Annotated in this window: 12 protein-coding genes and 1 other annotated feature; of the genes, 10 read left to right on the forward strand and 2 right to left on the reverse strand. The window is 45.9% G+C overall.

The window, feature by feature from the left end; translation table 11 throughout:
* Positions 1-68 precede the first annotated feature (68 nt).
* The 10 genes from lon (at position 69) to BBH88_RS07485 (ending at position 13,755) form a co-directional block, all read left to right on the forward strand.
* Entirely contained in the window at positions 69-2,396 is a 2,328-nt protein-coding gene (gene lon, locus BBH88_RS07440) for an endopeptidase La (RefSeq protein WP_065537046.1), read from the forward strand.
* Entirely contained in the window at positions 2,393-2,977 is a 585-nt protein-coding gene (yihA, locus tag BBH88_RS07445) for a ribosome biogenesis GTP-binding protein YihA/YsxC (RefSeq protein ID WP_006830962.1), read from the forward strand. Before lon ends, yihA begins: the two co-directional genes overlap by 4 nt.
* A 445-nt stretch (positions 2,978-3,422) precedes the next feature.
* Positions 3,423-4,796, forward strand: a complete 1,374-nt coding sequence (gene hemA, locus BBH88_RS07450) for a glutamyl-tRNA reductase (protein WP_065537045.1) — start codon at positions 3,423-3,425, stop codon at positions 4,794-4,796.
* Between the two features lie 84 nt (positions 4,797-4,880).
* The gene (gene ccsA, locus BBH88_RS07455) at positions 4,881-5,711 is read left to right on the forward strand and encodes a cytochrome c biogenesis protein CcsA (RefSeq protein WP_006830960.1); all 831 of its coding nucleotides are present in this window, start codon (positions 4,881-4,883) and stop codon (positions 5,709-5,711) included.
* Positions 5,712-5,728: 17 nt separating this feature from the next.
* Positions 5,729-6,658, forward strand: a complete 930-nt coding sequence (gene hemC, locus BBH88_RS07460; protein ID WP_065537044.1) for a hydroxymethylbilane synthase — start codon at positions 5,729-5,731, stop codon at positions 6,656-6,658.
* Positions 6,651-7,352 carry a uroporphyrinogen-III synthase gene (locus tag BBH88_RS07465; protein ID WP_006830958.1) on the forward strand — a complete coding sequence of 234 codons (702 nt, stop codon included), beginning with the start codon at positions 6,651-6,653 and terminating at the stop codon, positions 7,350-7,352. Before hemC ends, BBH88_RS07465 begins: the two co-directional genes overlap by 8 nt.
* Positions 7,349-8,332 (forward strand): porphobilinogen synthase, encoded by a 984-nt coding sequence (gene hemB, locus BBH88_RS07470; protein WP_006830957.1) that lies wholly within the window; start codon positions 7,349-7,351, stop codon positions 8,330-8,332. Before BBH88_RS07465 ends, hemB begins: the two co-directional genes overlap by 4 nt.
* The gene (gene hemL / locus BBH88_RS07475) at positions 8,329-9,615 is read left to right on the forward strand and encodes a glutamate-1-semialdehyde 2,1-aminomutase (RefSeq protein WP_065537043.1); all 1,287 of its coding nucleotides are present in this window, start codon (positions 8,329-8,331) and stop codon (positions 9,613-9,615) included. Before hemB ends, hemL begins: the two co-directional genes overlap by 4 nt.
* A gap of 163 nt (positions 9,616-9,778) precedes the next feature.
* The gene (locus BBH88_RS07480; RefSeq protein WP_065537042.1) at positions 9,779-10,828 is read left to right on the forward strand and encodes an AbrB family transcriptional regulator; all 1,050 of its coding nucleotides are present in this window, start codon (positions 9,779-9,781) and stop codon (positions 10,826-10,828) included.
* Positions 10,829-10,849: 21 nt separating this feature from the next.
* Positions 10,850-11,071: a binding site (T-box leader), on the forward strand.
* 50 nt (positions 11,072-11,121) lie between these two features.
* Positions 11,122-13,755 (forward strand): valine--tRNA ligase, encoded by a 2,634-nt coding sequence (locus tag BBH88_RS07485; protein WP_065537041.1) that lies wholly within the window; start codon positions 11,122-11,124, stop codon positions 13,753-13,755.
* 571 nt (positions 13,756-14,326) lie between these two features.
* Here the strand turns inward: BBH88_RS07485 and BBH88_RS07490 are convergent.
* Positions 14,327-15,124, reverse strand: coding sequence for an ATP-grasp domain-containing protein (locus tag BBH88_RS07490; protein ID WP_065537040.1), 798 nt, complete (start codon positions 15,122-15,124; stop codon positions 14,327-14,329).
* Positions 15,121-15,984 (reverse strand): ATP-grasp domain-containing protein, encoded by an 864-nt coding sequence (locus tag BBH88_RS07495; RefSeq protein ID WP_065537039.1) that lies wholly within the window; start codon positions 15,982-15,984, stop codon positions 15,121-15,123. The genes BBH88_RS07490 and BBH88_RS07495 overlap by 4 nt, the downstream gene beginning before the upstream one ends.
* Positions 15,985-16,002 lie beyond the last annotated feature (18 nt).

Consider the following 16,002-nt stretch of genomic DNA (forward strand, 5'->3'; position numbering starts at 1 on the left):
ACTTAAGACCCTAAGAGCCTAGGTATTGCAGATTCATGTTGAAAATACTCCTGGAGGTGACTTCCCAAATGGCTAAGAAAAAAACAACAAAACGTGTGCCATTATTACCGTTGCGTGGACTTCTTGTATTCCCGACGATGGTGCTGCATATAGACGTCGGCCGCGAACGATCAGTGGCTGCGCTAGAACAGGCATTGCTGGAGGACAAAATCATCTTTTTGGCGACTCAAAAAGATATGAGCACCGAACAGCCTGAGAAAGACGATCTTCATAAGGTTGGTACCTTAGCATACGTCAAACAAATGCTCAAATTACCGAACGGCACGATTCGAGTCTTAGTTGAAGGCTTAGAGCGTGGGCAATTGAAGAATTACGAAGAAGCTGATGATTTTACTGTTGTCGAAGTGACATCTTTCCCGGATGAAACGGAGAGAGATGCAGAACAGGATGCACTGATGCGTTTGTTGCTGGAGCATTTCGAGAATTATGTCAAGAGTTCTAAAAAAGTTACAACAGAAACATTTAATACGGTAGCGGATATTGAAGAGCCAGGTCGATTGGCAGATATGGTCGCTTCTCATCTTTCCATGAAAGTGGCTGCTAAGCAGGAGGTGCTGGAAACCTTTGACATCAGCAAGCGTTTAGAGCTACTGATCACACGTTTGCATAGCGAACAAGAAGTAGTGGATCTGGAAAAGCGGATCAACCTTCGTGTGAAAAAAGCGATGGAGCAAACACAAAAAGAGTTTTACTTACGTGAGCAGATGAAAGCGATTCAAACCGAACTTGGCGACAAAGATGGCAAATCGGCTGAAGTGGTCGACTTGAAAAAAAGAATTGAAGATGCGAAGATGCCTGAATCCACTCAAAAAGTAGCGCTTAAAGAACTTGATCGCTATGAAAAACTACCTTCTGCAGCTGCTGAAAGTGGCATTATCCGCAATTACATTGAGTGGCTAGTGACGATTCCGTGGTCAGAAGCGACAGATGACCGTTTGGATATCAAATACGCTGAAGAAGTATTGGACCGCGATCACGATGGCTTAGAAAGTGTCAAAGAGCGAGTTTTGGAGTATTTGGCTGTTCAGCAGATGACCAACTCCTTGCGCGGCCCGATCCTTTGCTTGGTAGGACCTCCCGGTGTCGGAAAAACTTCACTGGCAAAATCGATTGCTGAATCACTGGACCGTAATTTCGTCCGTGTTTCACTCGGCGGCGTCCGTGACGAATCGGAAATTCGCGGCCATCGCCGGACCTATGTCGGTGCGATGCCAGGCCGAATCATTCAAGGGATGAAAAAAGCAGGAACTGTGAATCCGGTGTTCCTATTGGATGAGATCGATAAGATGTCGAATGATTTCCGTGGCGATCCGTCTTCTGCGATGCTGGAAGTATTGGATCCGGAGCAGAACAATTCGTTCAGTGATCATTATATTGAAGAAACTTATAATCTTTCCAATGTGCTTTTCATTGCGACGGCTAACGATCTGGGGTCGATTCCTGGACCATTACGCGACCGCATGGAAGTCATTTCGATTGCTGGTTACACAGAAGTCGAAAAACAGATGATCGCGAAAAATCATTTAGCGCCCAAACAACTGAAAGAACACGGATTAACGAAAGAACAGCTGAAGTTCGAAGACGAGGCGCTACTCAATATCGTCCGCTACTACACGCGTGAAGCTGGTGTCCGTGGACTGGAGCGTCAAATCGCATCTATCTGCCGAAAAGTGACCAAACAGATCATTTCGAAAGAAATAGAGGAGGTGGCAGTCGGAGCGGTGGAAGTCGAGTCGTATCTCGGAAAACGCAAATTCCGTTACGGTATGGCAGAGACGGAAAACCAGATCGGTGTTGCCACAGGACTTGCCTATACGACGGTCGGGGGAGACACGCTTCAAATTGAAGTTTCCTTGTCTGCTGGTAAAGGCAAACTGCAATTGACAGGTAAACTGGGTGACGTCATGAAGGAATCCGCACAGACGGCTTTGTCATTTGTTCGTGCGCGTGCCGAGTCTCTTGGAATCGACCCGAATTTCCATGAGTCGCACGATATCCACATCCATGTTCCGGAAGGCGCTGTTCCAAAAGACGGCCCTTCAGCAGGGATTACCATTGCAACTGCACTGGTATCCGCTTTGACCAAACGCCCGATTCGCCGTGAAGTCGGGATGACCGGTGAAATTACACTTCGCGGCCGTGTGCTGCCAATTGGTGGAATCAAAGAGAAAACCTTGAGCGCCCACCGAGCTGGCCTGAAGACCATCATCCTGCCGCTTGATAACGAGCGGGACCTGGAAGATATCCCGGAAACCATCCGCGAAGAGCTGACCTTTAAACTGGTCTCTCAAGCAGACGAGGCATTAGAAATTGCCTTGGAAGGAGAAAATGAATGAAAGTTAATAATGTAGAGCTCGTAATCAGCGCCGTCCGCCCGGATCAGTATCCGGAAGACGGCCTGCCGGAATTCGCTTTAGCTGGACGGTCAAACGTCGGCAAATCGTCTTTCATCAATAAAATGATCGGCCGCAAAAGCATGGCCCGCATATCATCCAAACCCGGCAAGACACAGACTTTAAACTTCTACAAAATTGAAGAGAAACTGTTCTATGTCGATGTTCCTGGATATGGTTACGCCAAAGTATCAAAGAGCGAACGTGAAGCATGGGGCAAGATGATTGAACGGTACATTACAGACCGCGAGCCACTTCGCGCAGTCATCCAGATCGTCGATTTGCGCCATCCGCCGAGCAAGGACGATATCGCGATGTATGAATTCATGAAGCACTTTGAAATTCCGTGCATCATCATCGCGACGAAAGCGGATAAAATTCCAAAAGGCAAATGGGACAAACATAAGAAAATTGTCCGCACGACATTGGATATGGATAAAACCGATCCACTGATCGTCTTCTCAGCCGAAACTGGACTCGGTAAAGACGAAGCATGGCAAGAAATCGAAAGCAGAATGCAATAAAATCAAAGCGCAGCCTTCGGGTTGTGTTTTTTTGTGAAGAGAAATTTTTGTGATTGATAGGATATTCCGCAAACCAGCTACGCTTTCTTGCGGGCTTGCGCTGAACTAACTCGGGCTTTTTACCCGAGTAGATTTCTTGTGTGTCGCTGCACTGTTCCCTTGAGACTCAAGCGACGTCCTCGGTAACTGTCGCGACAGTTGCATGACCCACATCCTGTAAGCCTAAAGCGATTTCTTCACCTCAAAAACCACCTAAGTTAACAGGCAATTCCGACTAAGAGCGTTATACTTGTGGACACGAAACGCCTTTGCTAATATTAGTTTATAATAATTATAAACAAGAGTTATATTCATGTCTTGTTCACAATTTTAAAGGCATACTAAAGATGATAAGTGGTATACTAAATTTATATGAAATATTGAACGTGAAAGGTGTTTTGTACCCATGCACACACTAGTAGTTGGGGTGAATTATCGCTCTGCACCCGTGGAGATACGTGAAAAGCTATCATTCATCGAAACTGATTTGCCACAGGCGATGCAGGCGTTAAAAGAGCAAAAAAGCATATTGGAGAACGTCATCGTTTCCACTTGTAACCGAACGGAAATTTATGCGGTCGTGGACCAGCTTCACACAGGAAAGTATTATGTGAAGCAATTCCTCGCCGATTATTTCGGTTTGTCGCAAGAAGCGATTTCTCCGTATTTATTTGTCCATGAGCAGGACGAAGCGATTGAACACTTATTCCGTGTAACGGCCGGCATCGATTCGATGGTTTTGGGCGAAACGCAAATTTTGGGACAAGTGAAAAACAGTTTTCTTGCAGGCCAACAGCACGGCACAACAGGTACTGTCTTTAACCAATTATTCAAGCAAGCTGTAACCTTGGCGAAAAAAGCACATTCCGAGACAGCAATTGGTGAGAATGCAGTATCCGTTTCTTACGCAGCGGTTGAACTTGGCAAGAAGATTTTTGGCACGCTTAAAAACAAGCACGTCGTAATTTTAGGTGCCGGTAAAATGGGCGAACTGGCCATTAAAAACTTGCAGGGCAGCGGAGCAAACCGTATAACTGTGATCAACCGGACATTTGAGAAAGCAGAACTGTTAGCAGATAAATTCGGTGGCAATGCAAAACCTCTAAATCAATTGCAATGCGCATTGCTCGAAGCGGATATCCTGATTTCTTCAACGGGATCGGCAGACTTCGTCATCGACCTTGAGTTGATGCAGTTTGTAGAGAAGCTGCGCAAAGGCAAGCCTTTGTTCATGGTAGACATTGCAGTACCGCGTGATATGGACCCGCGTATCGGTGATTTGCAGAATGTCTTCTTGTATGACATCGATGACATGCAGGGAATCGTGGAGGCGAATTTGGCAGAGCGTGAACGTGCAGCTGGTGAAATCATGACCATGATTGATCAGGAAGCTATTCAGTTTAACGACTGGCTGACGACGCTTGGCGTTGTACCGGTGATTTCTGCGCTTCGCCAAAAAGCACTTGGCATTCAGGCTGAGACGATGGCAAGCATTGAAAACAAAATGCCGGATTTGACTGATCGTGAAAAGAAAATTCTCAACAAACACACCAAGTCAATCATCAATCAATTGCTGAGAGATCCAATTCTGCAGGCGAAGGAAATGGGTGGAGCGCCTAAGTCCCGTGAGCAATTGGAATTGTTCATGCAAATCTTCGGAATTGAAGATGAAGTGGAACAGGAAATCGAGAAACAATCAAAAGCACCAAAACAGAAAACGGATAAAGCCGTTCTTCAAACCCAGCAATCACCAACTGAAATTCCCGGATATTCATTTTAAGCTTTCTGAAAGAGGCGTTTTCGAATCTATATGTTAAAATGTAGAGACGGAACGCTTTTAACTATGGAAACGAAGGGGAATAGAATGGCTGATATAACAATGGCAAGGCTGCACGAAGCTATGGTTATTCTATATGCTGTCAGCCTTGTTTTTTATTTTATAGATTACTTATATAAAGAGAAAAAAGCCAGCCGGATTGCTATGACTTTACTCGGTATTGTCTGGGTATTGCAAACCATATTTTTAGGGCTGTATATTTTTGAGACCCAGCGGTTCCCGATATTGACTTTGTTTGAAGGTATTTATTTCTATGCTTGGCTGCTGGTGACGCTGTCGATTGTCTTGAGGATTTTTTATCGTTTTGACTTTGCGGTGTTTTTTATTAATATCATCGGATTTATCTTTATGACGATTCATACGTTTGCGCCGGTCCAGATCGAACGGTCGCCCGTCGGGGAAGCATTGGTGTCGGAATTGTTGTTCATCCATATCAGCTTCGCCATTTTGTCCTATGTTGCTTTTTCCCTGTCGTTGGTTTTTTCAGTGCTTCACATGATTTTATACAGGCTGCTGAAGCAGAAAAAATGGACAAAGCAATGGAGTAATCTGCCGTCGCTTAGCCAAACGCAGCAATTCATGACGATTTCAATCCTCGTCGGCATTTCGCTGTTATTTGTGTCATTGGTACTGGGGCTGCAATGGGCTTACATTTCGCTCGCAGAATTTTCAATACTCGACATGAAGATTGTTGGATCGTTTATCTTGCTGGTGGTTTACAGCTTCATATTATGGTGGCATCGCAAGGGCTCATTAAATGGCATGAATTATGCACTGGCCCATACGTATGCATTTTTATTGCTGCTGATTAATTTCTTTTTAGGCAGCCGATTATCTGAATTTCATTTTTGGTATTAAGGAAAGGTAGGATTCATTTGAGAAAAATTGTAGTAGGATCTAGAAGAAGCAAGCTGGCGTTGACACAAACCAACCAGTTTATCGATAAATTAAAAGCGGCGGGAGCGCCATTTGAGTTTGAAATCAAGGAAATTGTTACGAAAGGTGACCGTATCGTTGATGTTATGCTTTCAAAAGTGGGAGGCAAGGGCTTATTTGTCAAAGAAATCGAACAAGCTCTGTTTGACCGCGAAATCGATTTTGCTGTTCACAGCATGAAGGATATGCCGTCTGTCTTACCTGAAGGTCTTGCAATCGGTTGTATTCCTGACCGTGAAGACCCGCGCGATGCGTATATTGCGAACGATCATGTCAAATTGATGGAATTGCCAGTTGGGGCGGTTGTCGGAACAAGCAGCCTGCGCCGCAGTTCACAATTGCTATTAATACGTCCAGACCTTGATATTCAGTGGATCCGCGGCAATATCGATACACGTCTTGCAAAATTAAAGGCGGGTGATTTTGATGCTATCATTTTAGCTGCAGCCGGTTTGAAACGAATGGGCTGGAAAGATGATCTTGTTACGGAATTCATGGAAGTTGATGATTGCTTGCCGGCTATCGGACAAGGCGCATTAGGGATTGAATGCCGTGAAGACGACAAAGAGCTTATAGCAGAGTTAGCAAAACTCGACCATGAAAACACTGCATTGGCAGTTAACGCAGAACGTAAATTTCTCAAAGACATGGATGGCAGCTGCCAAGTGCCGATCGCAGGCTATGCAACTGTCAACAATGGCGAGATTACATTTACGGGACTGATTTCATCACCAGAAGCAGACCAAGTGTTCAAGGAAGTATCCATTAGCCGCGACCCAATCGAAGCTGGCCGCATAGTAGCTGAGAAAATTAGCGCACAAGGCGGCTACGATCTGATTCAACGCGTCAAAGCTGAAAGTAATGTCTGAGAAGGAACAACTGCTTGAAGGCGAAACCATCGTTTTCACAGGCTCTAGAGAACCGGTGGAAGCAGTCCGCCATGCACAATCACTGGGAGCAGAGACGCTTTACCTGCCGCTCGTCACAACTTCGATTCGCCAGTCGGAAAAGCCTGATTTCAATGGCTACGACTGGCTGATTTTCACGAGCCGTACCAGTGCACAGGTGTTTTGCCAGTTTCATGAAACCGTTCAGGCAAAAATTGCGGCAGTTGGTGATCAGACGGCTGCTGTTCTGCAGCAGCATGGCTATACGCTTGATTTTATTCCGCAGATTTTCAGTGCCGATTATTTCATTCAAGAGTTTCCGGCAATTGCCGGAAAAGCCAAATGCTTGTTCATCAAAGGCTCCTTGGCGAAAAACACTATTGCCTCGATGCCAATGCAGGTAGATGAATGGACGGTTTACGATACGATTCTGAATAAAGGAAATGCCGAAAAACTGGTAATTTTGGAAAACATCATCATTCTTTTTGCCAGTCCTTCTGCTGTGTCGGCTTACCGGCAGTCAGGAGGAGACTGGTCGAATATCCGCACCGCTGCGATTGGTCACGTTACAAAACAGGCCATTTTAGCAAGCGGTGGAACGGTAGATTTTACTCCTGAAAAATATACTTATATAGAAGTTATCAATGAAATAGCGAAAGGAAGTTTGTTGAAATGAAAAGATTAAATTTTAATCGTCATCGACGTTTACGCGGTTCAGCCAATATCCGTTCAATGGTCCGTGAAACGAGCTTACATAAAGAGGATTTTATTTATCCGATTTTTGTTGTCGAAGGCGAGAATATTAAAACAGAAATTTCTTCAATGCCAGGCGTTTTTCATTTTTCAATGGATAAATTGGGCGAAGAACTAGATGAAGTCGTTGATCTTGGAATTCCTTCCGTCATTCTTTTCGGTGTACCAAACGAAAAAGATGCAGTTGGCACGCAAGCCTATCACGACCACGGCATTACCCAGGAAGCGATTCGTTTTGCAAAAAAACGCCATCCTGAATTAGTGGTTATTGCTGATACGTGCCTATGTCAATATACCGATCATGGCCATTGCGGCGTGATTGAGGACGGCGTCATCCTGAACGACGAATCACTTGATCTATTGGCACGCACTGCTGTTTCACAGGCAAAAGCTGGCGCTGACATTATCGCGCCATCAAATATGATGGATGGTTTCGTTGCTGCGATCCGCTACGGACTGGACCAGGCTGGATTTGAAAATACGCCGATCATGTCTTATGGCGTCAAGTATTCATCCGCTTATTATGGGCCTTTCCGCGAAGCAGCACACAGCACACCGCAATTTGGTGACCGTAAAACTTATCAAATGGATCCAGCAAACCGTATGGAAGCGTTGCGCGAAGCAACTTCTGATGTTCAAGAAGGCGCCGATTTCATGATTGTTAAACCGGCATTGTCTTATTTGGATATTATTCGTGAAGTTCGCGATAACTTTGATATTCCAATTGTTGCTTATAATGTGTCAGGCGAATATGCCATGGTCAAAGCAGCCGCAGCGAACGGCTGGATCGACGAAGAGAAAATCGTTTTGGAAACTTTATTGAGCATGAAGCGCGCTGGAGCGGATATCGTCATGACTTATCACGCAAAAGATGCAGCACGCTGGTTGGAGGGGGAAAAATGACCTACGAAAAATCATTAACAGCATTTACTGAAGCAAAAACATTAATGCCGGGCGGTGTCAACAGCCCAGTCCGCGCTTTTAAATCGGTCAATATGGAGCCGATTTTCATGCAATCTGGCAGCGGAGCGACGATCACAGACATTGACGGCAATACATATATTGATTATGTCTTGTCGTGGGGACCACTGATTTTGGGCCATGCCCATCCGGAAGTGGTTAAAGCCATTCAGGAAACAGCAGCGCTTGGAACTTCATTCGGCGCACCGACTGAACTTGAGAACATGATGGCCAAATTGGTCATGGAACGTGTTCCATCAATTGAAATGGTTCGTATGGTTTCATCCGGAACAGAAGCAACGATGAGTGCATTGCGCGTAGCGCGTGGCTATACGGGACGCGACAAGATCCTGAAATTCGCAGGCTGTTACCACGGTCATGGCGACAGTCTGCTGATCAAAGCGGGTTCAGGCGTCGCGACTTTAGGATTACCAGATTCACCGGGTGTGCCAGAGTCGGTTGCTAAAAACACCATCACTGTCCCATTCAATGACCTCGAAAGCCTTCGTTTAGCTTTCCAAGAATTTGGAAACGAGTTGGCTGCAGTCATTGTAGAGCCTGTTGCTGGTAATATGGGTGTTGTGCCACCAAATGAAGGCTTCCTGATGGAGCTTCGCAATTTGACGCATGAAAACGGCACAGTTCTTATTTTTGATGAAGTCATGACCGGTTTCCGTGTCGGCTTTAATTGTGCGCAAGGCTATTTTGGTGTCACACCGGACATGACTTGCCTCGGCAAAGTGATCGGTGGGGGATTACCAGTTGGCGCATTCGGCGGTAAGCGTGAAATCATGCAGCAAGTAGCGCCAAGCGGTTCTATTTACCAGGCAGGTACGTTGTCTGGAAATCCACTTGCCATGCGTGCAGGCTTTGAAACTTTGTCTCGTTTGACAGAAGAAAGCTATGATGTGTTCGTTGAACGCGGCGATCAGCTTGAAAAAGGATTCCGTGAAGCCGCGACGAAATACAATATCCCGCATACCGTTAACCGCGCAGGATCGATGATTGGTTTCTTTTTTACAAACCAAGACGTCGTCGATTTCGAAACAGCGAAAACTTCGGATACAGATTTGTTCGCGGATTACTACCGCTTGATGGCGGAAGAAGGCATCTACTTGCCGCCGTCCCAATTTGAAGGCATGTTCCTATCGACTGCCCATACGGAAGAGCATATTGCAAAAACCGTGCAAGCATTCCATACTGTGTTTGCTAAATTGGCACGTTAATAAGAAGTATAACCGCTGAGGCGTCTGGATTTTCCAGGTGCCTCAGTTTTTTTGTTTTTTGAGACTTTGGCTGATTATAGAATCTATCCTACTGCCAACACACTTCGTTATTTCGTGTAACATAGAAAGAAATAACAACACTTGGAAAAAGGGGGGATGACTGGTGAGGCCATTTATAGTAACTGCGATTATTGCGACTGCAGCGGGAGCGGTTTTTGAAGCAATTGGCATGTTCCTGCCGTGGCTGCTCGGGCCGATGTTCGCCTTGCTGTTGGTCAATCAATTCACAAAACTGCCTCTTTACTGGCCAAAAATTCTGCGGACAGCAGGACTGGTGATGCTGGGTGTGCAGATAGGCTCATCATTTACCCGAGCTGCGGTTTTATTAATGGTGGTAGATTTGCCGTATATGGCGTTCATGACAGTTTCAGTCGTAGCGCTATCGATTGGACTTGGGCTGCTGTTTAAGCGCATGGTCAATGAAAGCCTAGCGACCAGCCTGATCGGTTCAATTCCCGGTGGCTTGGCGCAGATGGTGGTCATTGCCGAAGAGATTCCTTCTGCGAACATCACTGTGGTTACGATGATGCAGACCATTCGAATTTTCATGGTCGTGACGATTGTGCCGTTCTTGACGATTTTCCTGAACGGCAGAGGTGTAGGAGAGCTGGAACAACGGATTTTTTCATTTTCACCAATGCTATTCCTGCTGGCGTTTATTATCGGATTGGCGCTTTACGCCGGAATGAAACGAATAGGCTTTCCGGCCGCTGAACTGCTAGCGCCAATTTTGGCGATGGCCGTTCTCCAAACTGTGTCAGGCGATGTCCTGATTGATATGCCATACTGGCTCATTGCCATCGCGCAAGTCTTTATCGGCGCGAACCTCGGCTTGCAGATGGAAGGGATTGGCGATAAGCTGACGTTCCGACTCGGTGCTGCGATTGTTCTGAACAATGTGCTGCTGATCAGCTTTACCGTGCTGATTGCGTTTATACTCGCAAAATGGCTGCCTGAATACATATTCCTCGACTTCTTCTTGAGCGCAGCGCCCGGTGGCATTGCGGAAATGGCGATCACAGCGCTGGCAGTTGGAGGCGACGTGGCACTTATTACCGGCTTCCAGCTGTTCCGGCTTTTTTTCATTCTGCTGGTAGCATCGCCGATTGTAGCGTTCGTTGTAAAAAAACTTGACGCTAAAACCGAATATTGAGTACAATGGGAGTAATTAGATATTCATGCGTTGAAGAGGATAGTAGATTGTGCGTACATTTCAGAGAGAAGACCAAGTGGTGAGAGGTTTTCATGAGCGTATAATTGAATGTCACCTCGGAGCAGTTGCCGTGAAACGAGTAGCGGGAACCGGACTGAACATCCGTTATGAAACTTGAGAGCCAGGTGTGCAAGTGGACCTGTGTATAAAGGTGGTACCGCGAAAAACTCCTTCGTCCTTTACAGACGATGGGAGTTTTTTGCGTTCTGCCAGAAATTAAAGGAGGAATTCCAATGACTGAACAAATGTCGACTAAGTACGATCCGCAATCGATTGAAAAAGGGCGTTACGATTGGTGGGTCGACAACAAATTCTTTGAAGCCAAACCAGAAAGCGGTAAAACACCTTATACTATTGTGATTCCCCCGCCAAACGTTACCGGCAAGCTTCATTTGGGGCATGCATGGGACACAACATTGCAAGACATTTTAACACGCATGAAACGCATGCAAGGCTTTGACGCGCTATGGCTTCCTGGAATGGACCACGCCGGCATCGCGACGCAAGCGAAAGTAGAAGGTAAACTGAAAGAAGAAGGGCGTTCACGATATGATTTGGGACGTGAGGCATTTCTTGAAGAATCATGGAAGTGGAAAGACCAATACGCGGGTCATATCCGTGAGCAATGGGGGAAGCTGGGCCTTGGGCTAGATTATTCCCGTGAGCGTTTTACATTGGATGACGGTTTGTCAAAAGCGGTGCGTGAAGTGTTTGTGAAACTGTATGAGAAAAAGCTGATTTACCGCGGCAAATACATTATCAACTGGGATCCGAATACCCAAACAGCTATTTCTGATATTGAAGTTATTTACAAAGACGTACAAGGTGCGTTTTACCATATGCGTTACCCGCTTGCGGATGGTAGTGGCCACATCGAAATCGCGACAACGCGTCCCGAAACAATGCTTGGCGATACAGCAGTAGCGGTTCACCCGAAAGACGAGCGTTACCAGCATTTGATCGGTAAAAAAGTTATTTTGCCAATTATTGGCCGTGAAATGGAAATTGTGGCAGACGATTACGTAGACATGGAGTTTGGAAGCGGCGCGGTGAAAATTACGCCTGCCCACGACCCGAATGACTTTGAAATTGGCAATCGCCATAACTTAGAACGCGTACTGATTATGCATGAAAACGGTTCGATGAACGAAAACGCTGGCAAATACGAAGGACTTGATCGTTTTGAATGCCGCAAGCAAATCGTCAAAGACCTGCAGGACATGGATGTTTTGTTTAAAATCGAAGAGCATTTACATTCAGTAGGCCACTCAGAGCGGAGCGGGGCAGTGGTTGAGCCTTATCTATCCACACAATGGTTTGTTGATATGAAGCCACTTGCTGCAGCATCTGTAGAAGCACAAAAAAACGACGCGGGTGTTAATTTTGTACCGGATCGCTTCGAGAAAACTTATTTGCACTGGATGGAAAACATCCGCGACTGGTGTATTTCTCGCCAGCTTTGGTGGGGGCATCAAATTCCAGCTTGGTACCACAACGAAACAAATGAAATCTATGTAGGTCACGAAGCACCAGCTGACGCTGAAAACTGGACGCAAGACGAAGACGTATTAGATACGTGGTTCTCATCTGCCTTATGGCCGTTCTCGACACTTGGCTGGCCAGAAGAAAACGATGATTTAAGCCGCTATTACCCGACTGACGTGTTGGTTACAGGCTACGACATCATTAATTTCTGGGTTTCACGAATGATTTTCCAGGCACTCGAATTCACGGGTGAAAAACCGTTCAAAGACGTCTTGATCCACGGACTTGTACGCGATGCAGAAGGTCGCAAAATGTCCAAATCACTCGGCAACGGCGTCGATCCAATGGATGTCATTTCTGAATACGGAGCAGATTCACTGCGCTACTTCCTAGCAACGGCATCGTCTCCAGGGCAAGATCTTCGCTACGCAAACGACAAAGTCGAGTCGGTTTGGAACTTTGCTAACAAAATTTGGAATGCTTCCCGTTTCGCATTGATGAATATGGAAGGCATGACATATGACCAAATCGATTTAACTGGCAAGAAATCTGTTGCCGATTCATGGATCTTGACTCGTTTGAATGAAACCATCGAACAGGTAACGGAAATGGCAGAACGCTATGAATTTGGTGAAGTGGGACGCTCGCTTTATAACTTTATCTGGGATGATTTCTGTGACTGGTATATCGAAATGTCGAAACTCCCACTATATGGCGAAGATGAAGACGCGAAGAAAATGACGCGTTCGGTTCTTGCGTATGTACTCGACAACACGATGCGCCTGTTGCATCCATTAATGCCGTTTATCACAGAAGAAATTTGGCAAAACTTGCCGCATCAAGGCGAATCTATTACCATTGCGGCGTGGCCGACAGTAGACGAATCTTTGACGGACCAAAGCCAGTCTTCGAGCATGAAACTGCTGATGGACGTTATCCGTTCTGTACGAACGATTCGTTCAGAAGTGCAGTCTCCAATGAGCAAGAAAGTGCCATTAACTATTTCAGCAAAAGACGCCAATACTCACGCGGTGTTAGATGCAAACGCAGCGTATATCGAACGTTTCTGTAACCCGGAAACCTTGACGATTGGCCAAAACGTCGAAGCTCCAGAAAAGTCGATGTCCGCGGTTATCTCGGGTGCAGAGCTGTTCATGCCGCTTGAAGGCTTGATCGATATCGGTGCAGAGCTTGCACGCCTGAACAAAGAACTAGAAAAATGGGCAAAAGAAGTCAAGCTCGTCAGCGGCAAATTGTCGAATGAGCGTTTTGTGTCAAAAGCACCGGAAGCTGTTGTTGCAGAAGAACGTGCGAAACAAGCCGATTACGTAGAAAAACACGCAACGGTTGAAAAACGTATTGAAGAATTGCAGAATCTGTAAGATGAAAAAAAGAGTTGTCTAAAGAAGTCTTAATTCCTGACTTCTAAGGACAACTCTTTTTCTGTATAGAAAATTTGGTTAGATAAGGTGAAGAAAAACAGATTAGATCAGTTGAAGTAAAGAATTAGCATTTTTGGACTGTTTAAGAGGAGCAAGTCTGAAGAAATTGTGCCAAGCCTCCTCAGTCGCTGCGCTCCCTGCGGGGTCTCGACTGGCTCGCTATTCCGCGAAAGTCGCCGCCTTCCGCTCTTTCTTCTAAGGATTTGTCAGCTACTAAAAAAATTCTGTAGTGCTGGTTAAACACTAGGATACGGAGCAAACCAATAGAGAATTCCGCGGGAGCAGCACAGCGACAAAGTAAGAAATCTACTCGAGTAGTAAGTCCGAGTTCGTTTGGCGCAAGCTCTCAGCAGCTGATTTGCGGAACATTAACTGGCCGGAATCATTCGTTCAACTTATATAGTTCGACTTATATGGCTTCTTATAATCACAAGTAAATTACATCGTGAGGTGCCGTTACATTTCTATCGTATCCAAATTTCTTCTTGAAGAAAGAATAGAAAGCTTACTGTCACTTCGGCCGATCTTCTCGTCGAAAAGGTGCATGTTTTTCTAGTTTCCGCATATGTTCCGCTAACAATTTTGCGATATTTTCCTGGTGTGTTTCGTAAAACGACCGGGCACCGACAGGATCTTCGATTTCGTTGAAAAGGTGGCGTCCGTCTTCTAATAGTAAGAAGTCGATGCCGATATAGTCGCTAGTTAAGGCGCGGGCAATCCGTATAATATCCTTTTCCTGGGCGGCAGTGGGGATGAGTTTTTCAATATTCCCGCCTAGAGAATAGTTTGCTTTAAAAGAGTCGCTAGAGCTGCGTTTGACAGCACCAACGACTTCTGTGCCAATCACATAAGCGCGAACGTCCGCTTGGTGCTGAACGACTGGTTGAAAAATCAGTGGGGAAGAGGTATCTGGAATTTCTTCAGCGGCATCCACAAGCCAGACTTCAGATCCACCGTGGCCGTTCGTAGTTTTGACAATGCACGGAAATTCCGTTGCTTCCCGGTAGGTCGGGAGGGTCGGAACGTCCAGCAGCAAAAACAATTGATAGCTTTGCCATTTGTCATTAGCAATGCGGTTAACTTCGGCACGATTCACTAGGCGAATGCCGTGGTCTTCCAAATGGCGGGCAACTTCGGGGCGTCGTGCACGGAACAGAACGGTGTCACCGGCCAGTTTATCCACAAGCAACCCGAGTCCGCCTTCACTCCAGTCATCCCACTCGATCAGCTCGAAATCTCCAAAATGTTGCAGTTCTCCTATAAATCCAAGATTGCGCCTTGCGTCAACTGTTTCATAGAGAAGTTTCATCGTAAGTCCTCCAATATATAAGCAATCATAGCGTCAGCCACATTGATGCCAGTAACGTTTAAAATATTGCGGATATGAGCCGCAGCATTTACTTCGCAAACAAGCGGCTCATCGTTTTCACCGAACAGCAAATCGACTCCTGCAAACGTGGCATCCACAGCATGAGCCGCAGCCAATGCCATTTCTTTTTGAGCGAGGGTCAGTTTTATAGGAGAAGCTACGCCGCCATTGGTGATGTTGGCACGGAAATCGGTTTCGGAATAACGGTACATGGCAGCAACAATCTGGCCACCCACAATATTAACGCGAATGTCACGGCCGCGGCTTGAAGCGATAAATTCCTGGAACACAAAATCGATGCCCCTCAGGCTGTCGACTTTTTCGTAGAACTGCTCTTCGGTTTCGATCAAATAAACTTTCATACCGAAGGAACCGTGGCCTTCTTTGATGATCATCGGCAGCTCCAATCGCTCGATGACTTTTTCAAAATAGCCGGAATCTAAAATAGAAAAATTCGGATAGACTTTTGGCGCGACAATGGTCCTTGGCATCGGCAAGCCTTGTGCGGCGAGTTGGACATATTGTGTGGCTTTGTTGTCGCATAAATCGATGACAGTAGGATCGTTATAAACCGGCACACCACGACTTTTCAAAAAATATCCAAGTAAGATATCTTTATCCAATAATATTGCGAAATCGGGTATACTTAAATTGACTGATAAATCCATCATTGTTTCGTAATTTTTCAAGATCTTTACGGCAATGCCAGCTCTTTCTGCCGCTTCGGCGACAAGCCTGGCTTGGTCTGCAAACTTATCGGAAACTAAGCTTCCGTTGTAAATAACCCAACAACTCGTCATGTCCACTCCACCTTCGTG

It is taken from the genome of Planococcus antarcticus DSM 14505, assembly GCF_001687565.2.
Lineage (GTDB): Bacteria > Bacillota > Bacilli > Bacillales_A > Planococcaceae > Planococcus > Planococcus antarcticus.